The 21097-nt window shown below is 64.5% G+C and carries 17 protein-coding genes; 2 read left to right on the plus strand and 15 right to left on the minus strand.

Features of this window, described 5'->3' with window-relative positions; translation table 11 throughout:
- The first annotated feature begins 141 nt into the window (after nucleotides 1-141).
- Nucleotides 142-303 carry a DUF1328 domain-containing protein gene (locus ACTJLC_RS06965; protein ID WP_073430090.1) on the plus strand — a complete coding sequence of 54 codons (162 nt, stop codon included), beginning with the start codon at nucleotides 142-144 and terminating at the stop codon, nucleotides 301-303.
- Between the two features lie 252 nt (nucleotides 304-555).
- Here ACTJLC_RS06965 and rfbC read toward each other — a convergent pair whose 3' ends face one another.
- Together rfbC and ACTJLC_RS06975 are read right to left on the minus strand one after the other, a co-directional pair.
- Nucleotides 556-1107: a dTDP-4-dehydrorhamnose 3,5-epimerase gene (gene rfbC, locus ACTJLC_RS06970; protein ID WP_073430091.1), complete on the minus strand. Its 552-nt coding sequence runs from the start codon at nucleotides 1105-1107 to the stop codon at nucleotides 556-558.
- Between the two features lie 129 nt (nucleotides 1108-1236).
- Nucleotides 1237-2223 carry a GlxA family transcriptional regulator gene (locus tag ACTJLC_RS06975; protein WP_073430092.1) on the minus strand — a complete coding sequence of 329 codons (987 nt, stop codon included), beginning with the start codon at nucleotides 2221-2223 and terminating at the stop codon, nucleotides 1237-1239.
- Between the two features lie 296 nt (nucleotides 2224-2519).
- Between ACTJLC_RS06975 and ACTJLC_RS06980 the strand changes: the two genes are divergently transcribed.
- Entirely contained in the window at nucleotides 2520-2819 is a 300-nt protein-coding gene (locus ACTJLC_RS06980) for a hypothetical protein (protein ID WP_143031945.1), read from the plus strand.
- 60 nt (nucleotides 2820-2879) lie between these two features.
- Here ACTJLC_RS06980 and ACTJLC_RS06985 read toward each other — a convergent pair whose 3' ends face one another.
- From ACTJLC_RS06985 to ACTJLC_RS07045, 13 genes are all read right to left on the minus strand, one after another.
- The gene (locus ACTJLC_RS06985; RefSeq protein WP_073430093.1) at nucleotides 2880-6086 is read right to left on the minus strand and encodes a multidrug efflux RND transporter permease subunit; all 3207 of its coding nucleotides are present in this window, start codon (nucleotides 6084-6086) and stop codon (nucleotides 2880-2882) included.
- Entirely contained in the window at nucleotides 6087-6650 is a 564-nt protein-coding gene (locus ACTJLC_RS06990) for a GNAT family N-acetyltransferase (protein ID WP_073430094.1), read from the minus strand. It abuts the gene before it with no gap.
- 4 nt (nucleotides 6651-6654) lie between these two features.
- Nucleotides 6655-7245 (minus strand): GNAT family N-acetyltransferase, encoded by a 591-nt coding sequence (locus ACTJLC_RS06995; RefSeq protein WP_073430095.1) that lies wholly within the window; start codon nucleotides 7243-7245, stop codon nucleotides 6655-6657.
- Between the two features lie 4 nt (nucleotides 7246-7249).
- Nucleotides 7250-8611 carry a TldD/PmbA family protein gene (locus tag ACTJLC_RS07000; RefSeq protein ID WP_073430096.1) on the minus strand — a complete coding sequence of 454 codons (1362 nt, stop codon included), beginning with the start codon at nucleotides 8609-8611 and terminating at the stop codon, nucleotides 7250-7252.
- Complete coding sequence (locus ACTJLC_RS07005; protein ID WP_073430097.1) at nucleotides 8611-10047, minus strand: TldD/PmbA family protein; 1437 nt, start codon at nucleotides 10045-10047, stop codon at nucleotides 8611-8613. The genes ACTJLC_RS07000 and ACTJLC_RS07005 overlap by 1 nt, the downstream gene beginning before the upstream one ends.
- Complete coding sequence (locus ACTJLC_RS07010) at nucleotides 10040-11701, minus strand: ABC transporter ATP-binding protein (protein ID WP_073430098.1); 1662 nt, start codon at nucleotides 11699-11701, stop codon at nucleotides 10040-10042. The genes ACTJLC_RS07005 and ACTJLC_RS07010 overlap by 8 nt, the downstream gene beginning before the upstream one ends.
- Nucleotides 11698-12813: an ABC transporter permease gene (locus ACTJLC_RS07015; protein ID WP_073430099.1), complete on the minus strand. Its 1116-nt coding sequence runs from the start codon at nucleotides 12811-12813 to the stop codon at nucleotides 11698-11700. The genes ACTJLC_RS07010 and ACTJLC_RS07015 overlap by 4 nt, the downstream gene beginning before the upstream one ends.
- The gene (locus ACTJLC_RS07020; RefSeq protein ID WP_073430100.1) at nucleotides 12767-13819 is read right to left on the minus strand and encodes a microcin C ABC transporter permease YejB; all 1053 of its coding nucleotides are present in this window, start codon (nucleotides 13817-13819) and stop codon (nucleotides 12767-12769) included. Before ACTJLC_RS07020 ends, ACTJLC_RS07015 begins: the two co-directional genes overlap by 47 nt.
- A gap of 16 nt (nucleotides 13820-13835) precedes the next feature.
- On the minus strand, nucleotides 13836-15755 hold the full coding sequence (locus ACTJLC_RS07025) for an extracellular solute-binding protein (RefSeq protein ID WP_073430101.1): 1920 nt from the start codon (nucleotides 15753-15755) through the stop codon (nucleotides 13836-13838).
- A 182-nt stretch (nucleotides 15756-15937) separates the two neighbouring features.
- The gene (locus ACTJLC_RS07030; protein ID WP_235004893.1) at nucleotides 15938-16612 is read right to left on the minus strand and encodes an energy transducer TonB; all 675 of its coding nucleotides are present in this window, start codon (nucleotides 16610-16612) and stop codon (nucleotides 15938-15940) included.
- A gap of 86 nt (nucleotides 16613-16698) precedes the next feature.
- A complete protein-coding gene (locus ACTJLC_RS07035; RefSeq protein ID WP_073430103.1) occupies nucleotides 16699-17118 on the minus strand; it encodes an ExbD/TolR family protein in 420 nt (139 codons plus the stop codon).
- Nucleotides 17119-17140: 22 nt separating this feature from the next.
- Nucleotides 17141-17752, minus strand: a complete 612-nt coding sequence (locus ACTJLC_RS07040) for a MotA/TolQ/ExbB proton channel family protein (protein WP_073430104.1) — start codon at nucleotides 17750-17752, stop codon at nucleotides 17141-17143.
- Between the two features lie 95 nt (nucleotides 17753-17847).
- A complete protein-coding gene (locus ACTJLC_RS07045; RefSeq protein WP_073430105.1) occupies nucleotides 17848-20550 on the minus strand; it encodes a TonB-dependent receptor plug domain-containing protein in 2703 nt (900 codons plus the stop codon).
- Nucleotides 20551-21097: the final 547 nt, after the last annotated feature.

Genomic DNA, 21097 nt, shown 5'->3' on the forward strand with positions numbered 1-21097 from the left:
ATTCGCGAATCGCGCAGCGGGCCGTGGCACAGCCATTGCTGCTCTTCGTTCGCCGGCAAACAACCCGTCGAGGCACACGATGCCGAGGACGAGTCGCCGTTTTCCAGTCTCAATCCAGCACATCCACCGGTGGGAGGCCCCATGCTTCGATACGCTGCAATCTTCTTCGTGATCGCGATCATCGCCGCTGTATTCGGCTTTGGCGGCGTCGCCGCGGGCGCGGCGGAAATCGCGAAGGTTCTGTTCTTCATCTTCGTGGTGATCTTCCTCGTCACCTTGTTGATGGGCTTGATCCGACGCTGACCACCGCGTCGGCCGCGCGGGCGCGAAGCGCTTGCGCCGGCGCGGCTCGCGGCGGCCGCATTGCAATATTTGCCACACGGTCTTGCAATAGCTGCCGCCCGCGCCGGGTTTTACCGTTTCGCGCCCGCGATGCGAGCGGGAAATGGCGGTATTCCGATGAGTGCGGAGCGTGTGGAGTGGCGAGGAGTGCGAGCGCGGCGACGCTGAATCTCACGCCGCAGTACGGCTCGGGCCGCTGACCCGACGCCGGATTCAGGAGAAGTTTTCCGCTTCGTAAATGCGCCGCCCCGCGGCATCTTTCGCGCCGAGGATCGGCTCGAAATCGATCGGCCATTCGATGCCGATGTCGGGATCGCTCCACAGGATGCAGCGCTCCAGTTCCGGGAACCAGTATTCGGTGGTCTTCCACAGGCATTCGGCGACGTCGGAGAGCACCACGAAACCGTGTGCGAAGCCCGGCGGCACCCACACCTGCCGATAATTGGCCGCGCTCAGATACGTGCCGGACCATTTGCCGAAGTTCGGCGAATTGAGCCGCACGTCCACCGCGACATCGAACACTTCGCCGATCACCACGCGCACGAGGCGGCCTTGCGGACGCTGCACCTGATAGTGCAAGCCGCGCAGCACGCCGTGCACCGCGCGCGAATGACGGTCCTGCACGAAGTTGAAATCAGGCGCGACGTCCTCGATAAACTCGTCCGCGCTGAAGCTCTCGAAGCAGAAGCCGAATTCGTCGCAAAACACCTCGGGCTCGATGAGCTTGACCTCGGGCAACGCCGTCGACATTACGTTGTTGCCCATTGCCACTGTGCTCGTAAGAAGCCTGCCCGGCGAACAATGCGGCCCCGGGGGGGCCGCGTGCAAACAGTCATGAAGCAGTCAGGAAGCGCGCCGCCGACGCGGCGCCTGCCTCGCGAATTACACCTTGGTCTACACCTCGGTCGCCACGCGGCTGCGCGCCCGATACTCGGTGGGCGAGAGCGCCATGCGCTTGCGAAAGATCTTCGCGAGACGATCGCCGTTGCCCGTGCCGCTGCGGCGCGCGATTTTATCGACCGGCAATTCGGTTTCCGTCAGGAAGTTGCAAGCAATGCGCAGCCGCACCTGCAGCAGATAGTCCGAGGGTGTGACGTGCATTTCGTGCTTGAAGCGCCGCAGGAAATTGCGCTCGCTCATCGCCGCCACCTGCGCGGCGTCGGCAACAGACACCTGACGGTCGCAGTTCGCCTCCATCCAGCGCGCGGCCGCACGAATTTTTTCGGCCACGCTGAGCGTGCCGCCTTCCGCCTGCAGCGGCACCCATGTCGCCGCCATGCCGGGCATCACGCGGTCGGCGACCCGGCGGGCCAACTCCGCGCCGAGATCGCGCTTGATGAACATCAGCGCGCTGCGGGCGCACTCGTCGCGATCGCTGGACGCGGCCTCGGCCGCGACGCCGCCCAGATAGCGGGCCGCTTGCAGCGCGTCGTGGTCGGTGGGGCCGGCGGCTTCCAGCACGAGCCGGCCCTCGCCGATCGTTTCGATCGCGCGGGTGCGCATTTGCACCGAGCGCAGCCAGCCCAGCAAGCGCTCGTCGCGCGCCGCCGCATGTGCGCCGTAGCCGCCCGCGATGAACAGCACGTCGAAGCCGCTGCCGTAGCGCGTGTCGATCCGGTCGGTCCAGATTCGCGCCAACGAGGAACTGGCGACGCTGCCGCCTTCCATCGACAGAAACTGCACGTCGTAGGGCGGTTCTTCGCCGGCATGCGAGTCCGCCAGTTCGTTGGCGGTCTGGAACATCTCGACGACGGTGCCCGGCCCGAGCAGCCAGAAACCGTCGAACAGCAACACGCCGATTCGCCGCGCCACACTCCGCAAATTCGGAGCCGGCGTATGTAACCAGGTAACCCTCGCAGTATCAAGGTGCATATGCGGCATGATGTTTCCTCAAACTGTCGTTCGTTGTGGACCCATTGCTCCGCCGCCGGCTTATACGTCCAAATGAATTAGACGGCTTAAACCGCGGGCAAAGCCGATTAGCGGATTATGCGTGATGTTAGCGGAACGAATGGCTATAGTAAAACTTAAAATCAAATCACCATCGGCAAACGCAATGTATGAAGAAAACCTTGATCCGGCGTTTGATATAGCCGGCCGGGGCTGATGGCGCGACAGCGGCCGTTGGTCTTGCGTTGGTTTCGGACAACACCCGGAGAGCCGCATGGCGCCTGGCTTTGCGCCATCGTCCGGGCGGCTTGCACGACGCCGAAGCACGTGAGGCGCGACAGTGCCGGCTCACCGGGCCCATCGAAAAGTGTTTCACATCTGAACTCCGGAATCCGGCGATTAATAGCGATTCAATCCGGCGCTTATTCGCAAATCAGGAATTTATCGGCATTATCATCGCCCTCGCTCCGCTTATTACCGAATCACCGGAATCGGGCATATTCGGAAATATTTTCAGAGCGATCAAAAACGTTTCTAAAATGAAACATCCGGCGTTTTCAAGTCTGATTAATCGGCGGCGCAAATAAGGTCAGACGAAAATCCGGGCGCGGCGGTGATCGACAAAACCCTGCGCCCGCATGCCGCCGTCACGTCATGCGCGATTCGTCGAGCGCCGCGCCTTCCGCCGCCGCGTGGCGTGCGCGCCGCTCGCCGCGCTTGCGGCGCAGTTGCGCGAGACGCTGCCGGCCGTGCGTCAGCGAGGCGACCGCATGAAACGCGAGCGGCGCGAACACCAGCCCGAACAGCGTGGCGGCCAGCACGCCGCCGAACACGCCGGTGCCGATCGAGCGGCGGCTCTCGGCGCCCGCGCCGCTCGACACGACCAGCGGCACGACGCCGAGCAGAAACGCCGCCGAGGTCATCACGATCGGACGGAAACGCGCGCCGGCGGCGTCCGTCACGGCACGCGCCAACGGCACGCCGCGCCGATGCAGATCGCGGGCGAACTGCACGATCAGGATCGCGTTTTTCGCCGCGAGGCCGATCACGGTGATCATGCCGACCTTGAAGTACACGTCGTTGGGCAGGCCGCGCAGCAGCACCGCGGCGACGGCGCCGATCACGCCGAGCGGCACGACCATCAGCACCGCGAGCGGGATCGTCCAGCTTTCGTAGAGCGCGGCCAGCGCCATGAACACCGCCAGCAGCGACAAGCCGATCAGCAACGGCGTGAGCCGCGCGGCCACGGTTTCCTCGCGGGCCGCGTCGACCCAGTCGTAGCCGATGCCGACCGGCAACGCGGCGGCGAGCCGCTCCATCTCCGCCATCGCGGCGCCGGAACTGTAGCCGGACGCGGCGTGGCCGCTCACGTCGAGCGACGGATAACCGTTAAAGCGCGTCAGCATCACCGGACCGATGGTCCATCGGCGCGCCGCGATCGCCGAGAGCGGCACCATGCCGCCCGTCGCGTTGGGCACGGCGAGCGCCAGCAGATCGTCGTCGCTCATGCGCGCGGCGGCGTCGGCGGCGATCATCACGCGGCGCATCCGGCCGCCTGCCGGGAAGTCGTCGATATAAGTTGAGCCGAAGGTGCTGCCCAGCACCTCGGCGATGCGGTCGAACGACACGCCGAGCGCATACGCCTTCGCGCGGTCGACGACGAGTTCCACACGCGGCGCGTCCGGCAGCGCCTCCGAGTGCACCGAGGCCAGCACGGGACTCGCCCTGGCCTGCGCGAACAGTTGCTCGCGCGCGGCCTTCAGCGCGTCGAGCCCGACTCCGCCGCGATCTTCCAGGCGGAAAACGAAACCGTCCGAATGCCCGAGGCCCGGCACCGAAGGCGGCAGTTGCGCCTGCACATCGCCATCCATGATCTTGTCGAACTTTTCGTTGAGGCTGTCGCGCAGCGCGAGCGCGCCGGTGCCGCGCCTGTCCCAGTCCTTCAGTTCGACGAAGGCCATCGCCACGTTCTGCCCGCTGCCGGAGAAGCTCCAGCCGATCACGCTCGTGACGTTCGCGATGCCCGGCTCGCCGTGCAGGATGTTTTCCATGCGCTGCACGACGGCCAGCGTGCGTGCCTGCGTCGCGCCCGCGGGCAACTGCACCAACACCTGTAGCTGGCCTTGATCCTCGCTCGGCAGGAAACCGCCCGGCATCCGCGCATAAAGCACGCCGCAGACGCCGACCAGCACGACGTAAATCGCGAGCATCGGTCCGATACGGCGCAGCGTGCGCGCGGTGAGGCCGCGATAGGCGTTCGCGGCGCGATCGAAGCCCGCCGTGAAGCGGCTCGCCGCGCGCGCGGCCAGGCCCGCCACACCACGCCGCGCGTCGCGCTGACGAACCGCTTGCCGCTGCGGCTTCAGCAGATTCGCGCACAACGCGGGCGTCAGCGACAACGCCATGAACGACGACACCAGCATCGACGCGATCATCGCCACCGCGAACTGCCGGTAAATGCCGCCGACGCCGCCCGGAAAGAACGCCATCGGCACGAACACCGCCGTCAACACCGCGGTCACGCCGACAATCGCGCCGCCGATCTGCGACATGGCTTTGCGCGTGGCCTCGCGCGGCGGCAGGTGCTCTTCCTCCATCACGCGATGCACGCTCTCGACCACCACGATCGCGTCGTCGACGAGAATGCCGATCGCGAGCACGAGGCCGAACATCGTGAACACGTTGATCGACAGGCCGCACGCGTACATCGCGAGAAACGCGCCCATCAGCGTGACCGGAATCACCACGGTCGGCACGAGCGTGTAGCGCAGATCGCGCAGGAACAGCCACATCACGAAGAACACCAGCGCCACGGCTTGCGCGAGCGTGACGAGCACTTCATGAATCGCGATCTGCACGAAATGCGCGTTGTCGAAAGGGATTTCGACGGCGACGCCGGGCGGCAAGCCTTTGGATAGTTCGGCAAGACGCGCGCGAATCGCGTTCGACGTTTCGAGCGCGTTGCCGCGCGGCCCGAGTTGAATGCCGACCGTTGCCGCGGCCTTGCCGTTCAGCCGCGACCAGAACGCGTAGTTGTCGCGCCCGAGTTCGACCCGCGCGATGTCGCGCAGGCGCACCGCCGAGCCGTCGGGCCGCGCCTTGATGACGATCTGGCCGAATTCGGCCGGCGAGATCAGTTGCCCTTTCACGCTCACCGAGGCCGTCAATTGCTGGCCCGGCACGAACGGCGCGTCGCCCAGCGTGCCCGCCGTCACGGCCGCGTTTTGCGCGGCGATCGCGGCGTTGACTTCGGCGGCGCCGAGGCCGTACTCGCGCAGCTTCATCGGATCGAGCCAGATGCGCAGCGCTTCGTCGGCGTCCCAGAGTTGCGCGGAGCCCACGCCCGGCGCGCGCTTGAGTTCGCGCAACACATAGCGGCTCAGATAGTCGCTCAGTTGCACGGAGTCGCGCGTGCCGTCCGTGGAGGTGAGCGCGACCAGCATCAGGAACGTGTTGGCCGACTTGAACACGGTGATGCCCTGCTGCACGACCTGCTGCGGCAAACGCGGCTCGACCTGCTTGAGGCGGTTCTGGATGTCGACGAGCGCGAGGTCGGGATTGGTGCCGGGCGCGAAGGTCGCGTCGATTTCGAGCTCGCCGAGGTTGTCGCTGGTTGTCTGGTAGTACAGCATGTTGTCGGCGCCATCGAGGCTTTCCTCGATGATGCTGCCGACGTTGGCGTCCACCACTTCGGTCGACGCGCCCGGATACGTCGCGGCAATGACGATGCGCGGCGGCGCAAGACGCGGATACTGCGCGACCGGCAGCAGCGGAACGGCCAGCGCGCCCGCCACGACGATGGCGAGCGCGACGATCCACGCGAAGACCGGGCGGTCGATGAAGAAGAAAGGCACTTAGCGGTCCGGGGTGGGCGGCTCGAAGCGCGGGGCGTCGACGAGGCGAGCCATATGCAGCGCGTCGGCCAACACTCCGTCGCGCAGGGCATAGGCGCGCGAGCGGCCTTCTTCGACAAAGCCGAACTTGCGATACAGCGCGATCGCCGGTGCGTTGTCGACGAACACCCTCAGTTCGATGCGCCGCAATCCGAACGAGCCGTCGGCGGCTTCCGTCAGCGCCCGCAGCAGCGCGGTGCCGACGCCGCGCCCGTGGAACGCATCGTGCACGACGAGACCCAGTTCAGCGCTGTGCGCTCGGCTCGGCCTGTAAATGTGGAGTCCCGCTTGCCCGACCATGCGGCCGTCCAGCCACGCGCCGACATTCAGCGTGTCTTTCAGCCGGCGCTCGTGCCAGGCGCGCAGGTTTTCAGCGCTGCGATAGCCGATGGTCAAAGTGCCGCGCCGCACCTCGGGTTGACTCATGACCTCGGCAAATTCGTCGATATCGGACGGTTCGAGCGCTCGCACCGTGATGCGGTTCTCCACCGCTGCATGAGTGGCTTGCAACGTTTCTTCTTGCATGGCTTTATTCCGCTGCGATGGGGGTCGCCGATTGCGTCGCCCTGTGCATCGACATCAGCGGCGCGGCGTCGCGCAACCGCGCCATGAAATAGCAGTCGATCAGCACGCCGCGGCGCAACACCGCGCCGCGCTGCCGCGCCTCGATCTCGAAGCCGAACTTGCGGTACAGCGCGAGCGCCGCGTGGTTGTCGGCGAATACGTGCAACTCGACGCGGCGCAGGCCGAGCCAGTTGTCAGCCAGATCGAGCAGTTCAGTCATCAGCGCATTGCCGATGCCGCGCCGATGCCATGCGTCGTGCACGCCGATGCCGATCGAACCGGCATGCGAGCGGCGTCCCTTCAAAGGCGTCAATTCCGCTTCACCAACCAGCGTGTCGCCGATGATCGCCGCGATCGCGATCTCCGTGGGCTCCAGTTTTTCGAGGTACTCGCGGGTACTGGCGAGCGTTCGAAATGGCGCGTGCGGATTGCCGTTGACCACCGCCGGCAACTGCTGCATGGCGTGGAACTGCTCGGCGTCGGCGGGGCGCAGTGCGCGCAGCGTCAAGCCCTCGGGTGTGCTCTCGGGTTTTTCTGTTTCGAGGTGTTGATCCATACGCTCACAACGTCAATTCAAACGATCTCACCAGAATGCCGGGCAATTGCATGCCGCCCGTGGCGCGCTCGCCCCAGGTCGAATCGCTCAACAGCAATTCCGCTTGCGCGCCGAGTTGTTCGAGTTCGCTGCCGAGCAAACGGTACAGGCTGTCGTCGAAGCGCATCGCCTCGAGCGGCGCGACGATCTCACCGTCCTCCACCCAGAACGTCGCGAAGCGCGTCATGCCGGTGAGGCGGCAATTCATCCGGTCGGAGAAATTCACGTACCACAGGTTGCCGATATAAAGACCGGTGCCGAGTTTCGCCAGCACGTCGTCTTCGGGCAGATCGCCGCCTTGCATCGAGAGCGCCGCCGGCGACTCGCTCGCCAAGGCGCCGTTCGGCGTCAAACCGTATTCGCGCGCGCTGCGTGCGTTGGTCAGGCATTCGGCGCTGCGGCCGGCCTCGATCAACGGCACGGTGTCGCGCAGATAGCCGTCGTCGTTGAAACCGGGTGTGATGCCGAGCGTCAGATCCTCGCTGATCGTCACGCGCGGGTCGAGCGCGATTTCTCCCACATGCAGCTTGTACAACTCGCTGCGCGAGCTTGCCTGGGCGCGCGCGGAGAAGCCGCTCCATGCAGCCGTGCCGAGCAATTCCGCGAGCGCCGCGGGCGCCAGATACGCGCGGTAACGCCCCGGCGGCAAGGCGCGCGGCGTGCGCGCGAGCACGCCGAGACGGCTTGCCGCCTGTTCGAGCTTGTGCGCGAACACGGCATCGCTCCAGTCGTCGCCGGCGTAAGCGGTCTTGATCGCGCGGCCGCTCGGATCGTAGAGCGACCAGCTGAAATTGAAGTTGTCCACTTCGTACCAGCCACGGCTGCCGCTCGTGGATGCGAAGCCGCGCACGATGGTGCCGCCCGCATAGAAGCCCACGAAATCGAGCCCCCGCGCGCATTCGGCAACCGTGCGCAACAAGCCGTCCGGGTCCGGCAGCTTGCCGGAGCGCTGCGTGCTTCGCTGCCATGCCGATGTGTCGAACAGCAGATGCGGATCGTCCGCCGCGCCGCGCAAGCCTTCGCGCAAGGCGGCGAGCGCCGCGCTGATTTCGTCGAGATCCTGTTGCGGATCGCCGCATACGGTCAGCGTCGAATAAGCCTGGCGCGCGCCGTCGATCAGGCGCAAGGTCAGCTTGCCTTGCGACACGCTGCCCGTCTGCCGCACCTTGCCGCCATTGAAGCGGATGAAGTCCGACTGTTCTCCCGCGAACGAACTGAGCGTGGTTTCCGCGCCTTGCCGCAGGCGCTCGATCGCATCGGCGAGCAAGGTGAAGTGCCACTGCCAATCCACCGACGTGGCGGCACGCGAGGACATGAACTGGCTCATCAGGCGCCTCCGAACACGTCGACGTTGCTGAACACGCAAGCCGGCGACGCATGGCCCACGCGAATGATCTGCGCGGGTTCGCCCTTGCCGCACATCGACGTGCCGTACACCTCGCGCGTGGCCGCATTGCCTACCGCGCTCAGGCTGCGCCAGAAATTCGCCGAGATGCCGCGATAGTTCGGCTGCTTCACCACTTGCGTGAGCTTGCCGTTCTCGATCAACTGGCCGAATTCGCAGCCGAACTGGAATTTGTTGCGATGGTCGTCGATCGACCAGGACGTGTTCGTGCGCATCAGAATGCCGTGCTCGATGTTGCCGATCATCTCGTCCAGCGAACTCGCGCCGGGCTCGATGTTGAGATTCGCCATCCGGTCGATCGGCGGCCGGTTCCAGTTCGACGCGCGCGAATTGGCGACGCCCGGCATGCGCGCGCGTTGTTGCGACAGCGCGCCGCCGAGCGGACGTTCGAGCACGCCGTTGCGGATCAGATACTGCTTGTGCGCCTCGCTGCCGTCGTCGTCGAATGCGTAGGACGCGGCTTCCTCGCGCAGTTCGGGATCGAACGTGACGTTCAGCAATTCCGAGCCATAGCGATACGAGCCGAACATCTCCTGCTTCACGAAGCTCCAGCCCGCGAAGTTGCGCTCGTCGCCGAGAATCCGGTCGAGTTCGAGCGGATGCCCGATCGACTCGTGAATCTGCAACATCATCTGATCGGGCATCAGCAGCAGATCGCGCTGGCCCGAAGGACAATTCGGCGCGGCCAGCAATTGCAGCGCCTCGCTGGCGACGCGCACACCCGCGCCGTCGAAGCCGAAGCGCGCCAGCACTTCCACGCCGCCCTGCGCGAGCGTGCCGTAGTTGCCGCCGAGCGTGCGCACCTGGGTATCGCCGTTCGCGTGCGCGGCCACGCTCAGTTGCGGCATCAGGAAGCGGAACTGCTGGTCGATGCGCACGCCGTCGCCGGTCATGTATAGCTGGTCGGTATGGATGATCTGCACGGACGCCACGCGCTCGACGATCCGTGCATCGAGATTCGCGCTCGCGCATTCGGCGCCCAAACGGTCGAGCCATTCGGCGCGGCCCGGCAGCGCACGTTGCGCGTTCGGCGACAGGTAGTGCCCGCTCGCCGTGGGCCGCGCCACCTCGCGATGATCGATCAGCGACACCGCCGCGCTCGCCTCGGCGCGCGCGGTGGCGATGTCGAGCGCGGCTTGCAAGCCGGCCGCCGAGAGATTCGCGGTGGCCGCATAGCCCGCTCCCGCGCCCACCCACGCGATCAGCATCGCGCCGCGGTCGCGCACCGAGCGCAGCGGCTGCGCGACGTCGTTGCGAATCTCGTGGTCGTCGATCTGTTCGTCGACAATGCGCAGCGACCAGAAGGCCGCGCGGCTCTTCAGCGTGCGGGCGGCTTGCGCCCAACGTTCGTCAATCATTGGCGGTTTCCGTATGAGTCGCCATCACGCCCGGCTGCGCGACGGTCAGCGAGGACGCCAGCAAAGACCGCGTATAAGGATGCGACGGCGCGTGCAGTACGTCGAGCGTGTCGCCGGCTTCGACAATGCGCCCCGACTTCATCACGATCACGCGATGCGCCATGGCTCGCATCACGGCGAGATCGTGCGTGATGAACAAAAAGCTTAGCTTGTACTTTTTCTGCAGATTTGTCAGCAGGTTCAGCACCTGTTTCTGGATCGATACGTCGAGCGCGCTGGTCGGTTCATCGAGCACGATGAGTTCGGGCTGCACCGCGAGCGCGCGCGCGATCGCAATGCGCTGACGCTGCCCGCCGGAGAATTCATGCGGATAGCGCAGCATCGCGTCGGCGGGCATACCCACCTCTTCCAGCAAGCTGCCCACGCGGGCGCGCCGCGCCTTCGGGTTCACTTCGGGACGATGCACGGCAAGCCCTTCGCCGATGATCTGCTCCACCGTCATGCGGGGCGACAGCGAGCCGAACGGGTCCTGAAACACGACCTGCATGCGCGCATAGAGCGCCCGGCGGGACGTCGCGGTCTTGAGCGTCGACAACGGCATGCCGTCGATATGAACGTGGCCCGCCGCCGGCTGCTGGAGGCCGAGCACCGCGGCGGCCAGCGTCGATTTGCCGGACCCCGATTCGCCGACGATGCCGAGCGTCTCGCCGCGCCGCACGCTCAGATCGACTTCATGCACCGCGCGAAATGTCGAGCGCCTGAACATCGAACGCCAGCCTTTCGCGGACGTGCTGTAGTCGACGGCGAGCCCCTGCACTTCGAGCAGGCGCCGCGCGCCGGCTTCGACCGGTTCGATTGCGCGTTGCGGCTCGCTGTCGAGCAGGCGTTTCGTGTACGGATGCCGCGGATCGGCGAACAGCGCTTCGGTCGTATTGGTTTCGACCAGCACGCCTTTCTCCATCACCGCGACGCGCTGCGCGAAACGCTTCACCAAATTCAGATCGTGCGTGATCAGCAGTACGGCCATGCCGCGGTCGGCGGCTTCCTGTTCCTGCAATGCGAGCAACAGATCGACGATTTGCTGGCGCACGGTGACGTCGAGCGCGGTGGTGGGCTCGTCGGCGAGCAGCAAACGCGGACGGCACGCGAGCGCCATCGCGATCATCGCGCGCTGCCGCTGGCCGCCCGACAGTTGATGCGGAAAACTGTCGATGCGCCGTTCCGGCTCGGGAATGCCCGTGCGCCTGAGCAACTCGATGCCGCGCTCGCGCGCCGCGTTCGGCCGCAAGCCTTCGTGCAGGCGCAGACTTTCGGCGATCTGCTTGCCGATCGTGAAGAGCGGATTGAGCGCCGTCATCGGCTCCTGAAACACCATCGCCACATCAGCGCCGCGAATGCCGCGCATCTGCTGCTCGGTTTTTTGCAGCAGATCGTCGCCGTCGAGCAAGATGCGGCCGCTCAATTCGGCTTGCTCCACGAGACGCAAGATGGATAACGCGGTCACGCTCTTGCCCGAACCCGATTCGCCGACCAGGGCCACGCGCTCGCCGCGCGCGATCGAAAGGCTCAATTCATGCACCGCGATCGTGTCGCCGAAACGCACGGAGAAGCGGTCGACTTCCAGCAAGGGGCGGCTCGGCACTGCATCGCTCATCGCGGACCTCCGCCGAACGCCGAACCGCGCGAGCGCGTGTCGAGCGCATTGCGCAACGCGTCGCCCATGAAGGTCAATAGCAGCAGCGTGATCACCAGCGCGGCGAACGCCGACATCGAGATCCACCACGCGTCCAGATTGTTCTTGCCTTCCTGCAGCAACTCGCCGAGGCTCGGCGTCGGCGGCGGCACGCCCAGGCCGAGAAAGTCGAGGCTCGTCAGCGAGAGAATCGCCGCGCTCATGCGAAACGGCAGAAAGGTGATCACCGGCGTGAGACTGTTCGGCAATACATGACGCCACATGATCTGCCAGTTGCCGAGGCCCATCGTGCGCGCCGCCTTCACGTAATCGAGCGAGCGGTTGCGCAGGAATTCGGCGCGCACGTAGTCCGACAGCACGAGCCAGCCGAACAACGAAAGCAGGATGAACAGCAGCCATAACGTCGGCTCGAAGATCGACGCGAAGATGATCAGCAGGTACAGGTCGGGCATCGAACTCCAGATTTCGATCAGACGCTGGCCGATCAGATCGGTGCGTCCGCCGTAAAAACCCTGCACGGCGCCCGCCGTCACGCCGATCACCACGCCCGAGACGGTCAACGCCAGCGCCATCAATACCGACAAGCGGAAGCCATACAGCAAACGGGCGAGCACATCGCGGCCGTACTGATCGGTGCCGAGCCAGTTGCTCGACGTGGGCGGCGCCGGATACGGATGCGCGGCGAAATAGTCGATGGTGTCGTAGTGAAAATGATTCGGCGGATAGATCGCGAAGTTGCCGTTCGATTCGAGCCGCGAACGGATATACGGATCGAGGTAATTTGCGCGCGCCGGAAAATCGCCGCCGAACAGGGTCTCCGAATAGTCCTTCACGATCGGAAAATAGTAGTGGCCGTCGTAGCGCACGACGAGCGGGCGATCGTTGGACAGCACCTCGCCAAGCAGGCTGACGACGAACAGCGACGCGAAGATCACGAGGCTCCAGTAGCCCAGGCGCTGCCGCCTGAAGCGCAGCCACGTGCGCCGCCACGGCGACGGCGATGCCGCGTGCGCCGCGCCGGAGGCGTCAGCGGTCCAGGCGGTTGAATTGGATGCGGGGGTCGACGAGGACATAGCAGACGTCAGCAATGAGTTTGGTGATGAGGGCGATCAGCGTGAACAGAAACAGCGAACCGAGCACCACGGGGTAATCGCGGCGAATCACCGAGTCGTAGGAGAGTTGGCCCATGCCGTCGAGCGAGAACAGTGTTTCGATCAGCAGATTGCCGTTCAGGAACGCGCCGACGAAAGCCGCCGGCAAGCCGGTCAGCAACGGAATCGCGGCGTTGCGCAGCACGTGTTTCCACAGCACGTCGCGCTGCGGCGCGCCCTTCGCGCGCGCGGTCAGCACATACTGCCGGCCGATCTCTTCCAGAAAAGTGTTCTTGGTCAGAATCGTGACGATCGCGAAGTTGCCGACCACCGAGGCCGTGACCGGCATCACGATGTGCCACAGATAATCCAGCGCCTTGCCCAACGCGCTCAACTCGCCGAAGTTATCCGACGTGAGGCCGCGCATCGGAAACACCTGCCAGAACGTGCCGCCGCCGAACAGCATCAACAGCAGGACGCCCAGCACGAAGCCCGGAATCGCGTAACCGGCCAGCACCAGCACGCTCGTCACGGTATCGAAGCGCGAGCCGTTGCGCACCGCCTTGGCGATCCCCAACGGCACCGAGATCAGATACGTGAGCAGCACGGTCCACAGGCCGAGCGTGACCGAGACCGGCAGCTTCGAGCGAATCACCTGCCATACGCTGTCGTGCTGATAGTAGGACTGGCCGAGGTCGAACGTCGCGTAGTGCCTGAGCATCAGCAGATAGCGTTCGAGCGGCGGCTTGTCGAAACCGAACTGTTTCTTGATCTGCTCGATCTGCTGCGGATCGACGCCCTGGCTGCCGTGATAACCGCCGCCGCCCGCCCCGGCCTCTCCGCCACGGCCAGTGCCGTGGCGGAGTTGCGTCATCACCTGTTCGACCGGCCCACCCGGCACGAACTGCGTGACGACGAAGGTCAGCGTGACCACGCCGAGCAGCGTGGGCACCATCAACAGCAATCGTCTGAGAATGTAGGCAAGCATGCTGTTCCTCTGTCGCTCAATGCGCCGCGGCGGTTTGGGTCTGCGCCGGGGTCTGCGCCGCTCGCGGCTTCGCGTACCAGTAGCTGATCACCCAATCCTCGTACTGGTAGGTCGCCGGCACGATCTTCGGAAAGCCCATCGTGGCCTTGTAGCCGATGCGCGCACCCGGCGCGTAGTACTCGGGCACGAGGTAATACGAGTTGATGAGCACGCGATCGAGCGCGCGAGTCGCCGCTTGCAGGTCTTCGATCGTGGTGGCGGCAAGCGCGGCGCGAATCAGCGCGTCGACCGCCTTCGAGCGGATGCCCGGATAGTTTTCCGAACCGATCTGCGAAGCCGCCGCGCTGCCGAAGCGGCGTTGCAGCTCCGCGCCCGGAATCGTCACCGGCGGATAGATGAAGGTGGTCATGTCGTATTGGAAATTGTCGAGGCGCTTCTGGTACAACGCGCTGTCGATCTCGCGCATGTGCGCCTCGATGCCGAGCACGCCGAGCGCCTGCATGTACGGCAGGATCAGGCGATCCATGCCGGGCTGATCGTCCATGATCTCGATGGTCATCGGCGTGCCCTTCGCATCGCGCAGCGCGCCGTCGCGGTAGTGCCAGCCCGCTTGCGCAAGCAGGTCGCGCGCGACACGCAGATTGCCGCGCAATGAATTCGGCGCGATGGTGTCGGGCTGCTTCGTCATCGGCCCGAATACCTCGGGCGGCACGCTGTCGCGATACGGTTCGAGCAGCGCGAGTTCCTTGGGTCCGGGCAGGCCGGTCGCGCCGAACGGGCTCGCGTCGAAATAGCTATGCGTGCGCCGGTATTGACCACGGAACATCATGCGGTTCATCCAGTCGTAATCGAAGGCCATGCTCAGCGCGCGGCGCACGCGCACGTCCTGGAACATCGGCTTGCGCAGATTGATCAGCAAGCCCTGCATCTGCGCGGGGCCGTCGGCGAATTCGCCCTTTTTCAGCATGCCGTTCGTGAAGTTCTTGCCGACGTACTTGCGGGCCCACTGCGTCGCGCTGTATTCGACGACCACGTCGGCGTCGCCGGCCTTGAAGGCTTCGAGTTGCGTGTAGTGATCGCGGTACAGCTTGAACGTGATGCTCGCGAAACGGTACATGCCGCGCCGCGACGGCAGATTCGCGGCCCAATAGTTCGGATTGCGGCGGTAGGTGATCTGCTTGTCGTTCTTGCGCGACTCGATCAGATACGGGCCGCTCGCGATCGGCGCCTCCGAGGCGATCTGATCGAACGGCGGGCGCGTGCCGTCGGCGCGCATGCCCCACTTGCGCGAGAAGATCGGCAAGTCGCCGGCAATCAGCGGCGCCGAGCGTTCCGCATGTTTGAAGTCGAAGCGGACGGTGGCGTTGTCCACCACGACCGCGCGTTTGATCACCGCGAACTCCGCGTTGAACATCGGCGAAGCCTGCGGACTCGTCAACGTATCGAACGAATATTTGATGTCCGCCGCGGTAATCGGGTCGCCGTTCGAAAAGCGCGCGGCCGGGTTGATGTGGAAGGTCGCCGAACCCAGGTCGGCGGCGACTTCCACGTCGTCCGCGATCAGCGGGTACTCGGAGGCCAACTCGTCCCAACTGCGCTGCATCAGCGTGTCGAACATCAGGCGCCGGATGTCGGGAGCCGGCGCGCCGCGCACCAGAAACGGATTCAGCGAATCGTAGGTTTGCAGCTCGTCGTAGTTCTGGAAGCTGAGCGTGCCGTCGGCGGGCGCGCTGGGATCGGCGTAGTCGAAGTGCGTGAAATCGGCCGGGTATTTGGGCTCGTCGTATTGAGCGATCGACGGCCTCGCCTGCGCGGGCGCCGCGCTCAAAGCCAGGCTCACGGCTAGCGCCATCGTCCATGCCGCGCTCAGGCTCAGCAGTGGCGCGCGCGTGAGCGGGGGCACGGCGCGCGGCCAGCGAAACTTCACAAGTCTCATCTTCGGAATGCGTGTGGATGCGTGTGATTGCGTGTGGATAGACGCCGGCTCGCGGGCCGGCCTGGCATGTCACGCACTACGTCGCGCGATACGTGACGCACTACGTCGAACCGGCGCGAGGACGGCTTGCGGCCGTCGCTCGCGTTCCCTTCGCCGACGCGCGTTGCCGCCGCGCGCCGTGCTTACTCGTCGTCGCTCGCGGCGGTCTTGAACGAGAACGCCACTTCACCGACGTAAGCCTCCGCGTTCTTCTCGCATCGATACGACTTCGCCGCGCTGATGACCGCCTCGTTGAACACCGAGGTGGGCGGCGTGACGCGCATGATCTTCACGTCGTTCACGCTGCCGTCCGGGCTGATCGACAGATGCGCGATCACGGTCGCCGAGATGCCCTCCTGCAACGCGCGGCGCGGAATCTGCGGCTGCACGGCCTGACAATGGCCGCGGCCGTCGACCACCCCATGCAGCGCGGGCGGCGCCGCGGGCACGGGCGGCGCGGCCGCGGCCGTGGCCGGTCCGGGCGCGGCGTTCGCCGTCGCGAGAGCGGGCGCATTCGCGTTCGGATTGGCAGCCGGCGCGATGTTGGCGGGCTTCGGCGTGGGCGACGGCATCGCCGGCGGCGGCTTGGGCGTCGGCAGCGGCTTGGGCTGCACCTGCTTCGGCACGGGCTTGACCGGCGTGGGCGCGGGCGGCGGCTCGAGCTTCTTCACTTCCGGCGGCGGCGGCGGCGGCGCCATCTCCACCTGCATCACCTTGCGCGCGGGCGGCGGCTCCTGTCTGAAGCTCACCTGCGAAAGTCCGGCGACGATCAGCAGCTCGACCACCAGCGCCACTCCCACGGCCGTCTTCATGGACATGCGGCCATGCTGCGCCGGCGTGGACTCTGCCCAGAGTGCGCCGTTCAGGCGACTTCGCGGGTCTTTCATGTCGAGTACCGGAGAGCTCATGTCGTCGGATTGGTCGCCAGTGCTACCGAGCTGATGCCCGCCGCGCGCACCAGGTCCATGACCTTGACGATGTTCTTGTAGCTCGTGCCTTCGTCGCCGGCGATCGCCACGTCGACCTTCTTCGCATCGTGGACGAGCCCTTCGAGATGCGCGGTCAATTCGGTCGGCGTGACGGGCTTCGCGTCCAGATAAATCTCGTCGCTTTTGGTGACGCCGATCGACACCTTCACCGTCTGCTGCAACTGCTCGGCCGTGCTCGATTGCGGCAGATCGAGCTTGATGCCGGCGCCCTGGATCATCTTCAGCGTGGCGAGCATGAAGAACACCAGCAGGAACATCATGATGTCGATCATCGGGATGATCTCGATGCGCGCCTTCTCTTCCGCGCCCAGGTAATGGCTGCGATGGTTACGCATGATCCTTCTCCTTGACGGTTCTTCAGGCGGCGAAGCGCGACACGAGCAGCGACTTGATCAGGTCGAACTGATTGACCGTCATGCGGATGCGCTTGTTGAAGTAGTTCAGGAAGATCACGCAGATGATCGCGATGGTGAGCCCACAGGCGGTGGCCGTCAGCGCGTGGCCGATGCCGCCCGTCACGCCGTTCGGGTTCGAGGTGCCGCTCGCGCCCAGCACGTTGAACGACTCGACCATGCCGATGATCGTGCCGAGCAGGCCGAGCAGCGGGCCGAGCGTCACGGCCGTATCGAGAATCCACAGATTGCGGTCGAGGCGCGGCATCTGGAACATGATGGTTTCCTCCAGTTCGCGCTCCACCACCGCTTCCGGTTTGCCCTGCACCTTCAGCGCGCTCTTGACGAGTTCGCCCTGCACGGTTTGCTTATAGTGTTCGGCGACCTTGCGCGCGTCGCCCAGATTGGCCGGCTCGACCATTTTCAGATCATGTTCGAGCGTCTTGCCCGCCTTGACCGCTCGCGAGAAGAACATGAAGCGCTCGACGATGATCGAGATGCCCAGCAGGAAGATAAAGGCCAGCAAGGGAATCAGGCCCATCGATTGAACTGAATAGTTGATAAGGGTATTGAGCACGGGGAACTCCCTATTACGTGTCGAACAAAGGCAAGCCGCTCCGGTCTCGATGACGGAGCCGGAGCGGCCGACTGACTAAACGGACTGCTGATGCATCAGAAACGGTACGTCGCGCCGACCTGGAAGAAGCGGCCGATGTTGGTGTAAAGCGACTGGTCGTAGCCGGTGATATCCGGGGTGGCCTGCCACTCCACGTCGAACGGCGGCTTGCGGTCGAAAATGTTGTTGATGCCGCCGTAGATCGTCCAGTGCTTGAAGCCGCGATACGTCGCCATCAGGTTGAACTGGCTATACGAGGCGACCGACAACGTGCCGCCGTCGCCGAACTCGGCCGCCACCGCATTGGTGTACGGACCGGTGTATTGCCAGGTCAGCGTGGTGGTGAACTTGCGGTAGTCCCAGCTCAGGCTCGTGTTGCCCTTCCAGCGCGGATTGCTGGCGCCGAACGGTTGCAGCAGCGCGAGGTTGTTGCCGGCGAAGTCCTGGGTCGGCGCGCCCGGGCTGTTCAGCTTGAAGTGCCACACGTACACCCAGTCGCCCGCCAGCGTGAAGGTGCCGTACTTCGTGCCGACCGACTTGCGGAAATTCATGTCGAAACCGTCGGTGTCGAGCGAGCCGAGGTTGACGAACTGTTGCTTGATGTAGGCCACCGTGCCGTCGGGATTGCGGATCACCGTGGCCGGGTTGTTCGCATCCATCACCGCGTTCGGATCGTTGGTGCCGATCACGCCGTCGATGTGAATCTTGTAGAACGCCGCGCCGATATCCGTGGACGAGTCCGGCGAGAGCTGGAAGCCGATGTTGTAGTTCTTCGTGTGCTCAGGCTGCAGATCCGGATTGCCGTTGGTCTGCTCGGTCGTGAAGTGCTTGGTCGGCACGCCGCTCGGATCGTTGGGATCGACCAGGTTCTGGTGACCGAGGTACACCGCCTGCGAGTTTTCAACCAGCGTCGGCGCACGGAAGCCGCGGCTGTACGACGCGTAGGTCGTGAGCGCCTGCACCGGCTGGAAACGCAGCGCGAAGCTCGGCGAGAACGCGCCGCCGAAATCGCTGTAGTGGTCGTAACGGCCCGCTTGCGTGAACGTCAGGTTGCGGATGATCGGAATATCGACCTGGTAGTAGACGGCGGCCACATTGCGCGAACCGTCGACCGTCTGAATGTTGGCCGGCGCGGTGATGCCCTGCGCGCTATAGGTGCGCGAGTTGATGAGCGAACTCTCGTGACGGAACTCCGTGCCGAAGCCGACGCCGACCGGGCCGCCCGGCAGATTGAACAGGTTGCCGGTCGAGGTCTTGGCGGTCACGCTGTCGAGCTTGGAGATCGCCTGCTCGTAGTCGTTCTGGAACACGCCGTTCAAGCCATTCGGCGTGGCCGACGGGTTCGAGAAATTGAAGCCGCCGTTCTGCAGGATGCTTTCCACGCCCGCCACGTTCAGCACGTTCCGGTAGGTGGTGTCGACCGTGCTTTGCGAATGGCCGTAATCCGCGGACCAGTCCCAGTCGCCGAACTTCTGCGTGGTGAACGAGCCCTTCACGCCGGTCGACGCACGCCAGAACGTCGATACCGTATCGGCCGAAACCGTATTCGGGAACGTGTAGCTGATCGGCGTCGCGACGCCGAAGGGGTTGTACGGGTTGCTCGCCGAGACGGTGCGCGAGAGCGGCAACGCCGAACCGGTCGCCGGGTTGAACGCGTTGGTCGTGCTGGAGAGCGCGGCCGGGCCTTCGTTCTGCACGGTTTCGTTGCGGCTCACCCACAAGTCGGCGTAGGCCTGCACGTCGTCGTTGATCTTGAAGGTGCCGCGCACTTTCGCGTTCAGGCGCGTGATGCCCGGAACCAGCGAGGTGGTGCTGGCGGGATTCGATTTACACGTCGAGCCGTCGTTCGCCGACACGCTGCCGGGCGGGCACGGGCTGAGCGCGACCTTGGTGCCGTCGGGCGCGGTCCAGTACGACTGCTGGTTCGGACCGAGCGGGCCGGCGAGGCCGCCGGGGAACTGGCTGAAGTCCTGATTGGCGGTGAGCGAGCGATCGGCGAGCGACGAGCCGCTGTCGCGGTAGTAGCTGGCCGCGGCTGTCACGTTGAAACGGTCCGAGTTCAGATCGCCGATGCCGCCGAGCACGCTGAAACTCCCTTGCGCGTCGCCGGGATGCTGCGCCTTGCCGAGCTGGCCGTCGATCTGCAAGCCCTGAAAGTTCTTCTTCGTGATGATGTTGACCACACCTGCGATCGCATCGGAGCCGTACACCGACACCGCGCCGGTCTTCACGATGTCGATGTGGTCGACCATGTTGAGCGGGATCGAGTTGACGTCGAAGAACGTGTCGGTGAAGTTCACCGCCTTGCCGTAGTTCGCCACCCGCTGACCGTCGACCAGCACCAGCGTGTACTTCTCGCTGAGCCCGCGCAACGCGATGCCGCCGCCGCCCTGCGCGGAGCTGTTCATCGTCGTTTGTCCCCAACTGCTGCCGGAGTTCGCGGACGTGCCGCGCAGAAAGTCCGCCACCGTCGTGTAGCCGCTCTGCTCGATCTCCTTCGGCGTGATGGTCTGCACTTCCGTGTTGCCGACCTTGTCCGACGTGCGGATCAGCGACCCGGTGACTTCCACGCGTTCCATTTTGGTCACGTTGCCCGTGTCCGTCGCGGCCGGTGCGGCTTCCGATGTCGTCGTTGCAGCGGCGCCACCGGTCGTGGCCGGCTGGCTTTGCGCGAACGCGGGAGCGGCGATAGCCGCCGACAACGCGAGTTCAGCCCAAAGTATTCTTTTGATGGCCAACGCCAATGCCCTTTGTTTCATTTTCCCCTTCTCACTCGTCAGTAAGACCACACCCTGTTGTGCAAAGAAAAGTCTTGTGAACTTCTCCGCTCGATTTACAGCGACGACGCACCACTTTTTGCAAAAGTTGCCCCGAATCTGTGCAATGCACTAAAACGAGCAAATGCATATAAATGATTCGGCAATACAAGGGCACTTAAGCTTTCTTAAAATCGCAATCGTGATTTCTTACAGAACAGTAAACCCATTGCTTTCTAATTCATTTCGATCGCCGCAAATGCAGGCGCTCGGCGGAATAATGTTTTTTCCGCGAGCGATATCCTGCGTAATCACAAGACGCACCTTCTGAATACCTAAATATTTATTTCTTGATTGCTTTAGAACTTTTGCTGTGCTGGTTCGACGGGGACAACCTCGAGGTGCGAGCCAAGATAGTCGACATCTTCGGCGACTGTCTCATCAGCTCCTCGGGAAACGCCCTATCGTCCGCGTTGTCGCGGCGGCTTGTTCCTTGTTATCGGGTGGCGGAAACATAGCAAGACAGAATCGCTTCGTCAAAATTTGTTTG

It is taken from the genome of Paraburkholderia sp. 22099 (assembly GCF_052045835.1).
GTDB classification, from domain to species: Bacteria; Pseudomonadota; Gammaproteobacteria; order Burkholderiales; family Burkholderiaceae; genus Paraburkholderia; species Paraburkholderia terricola.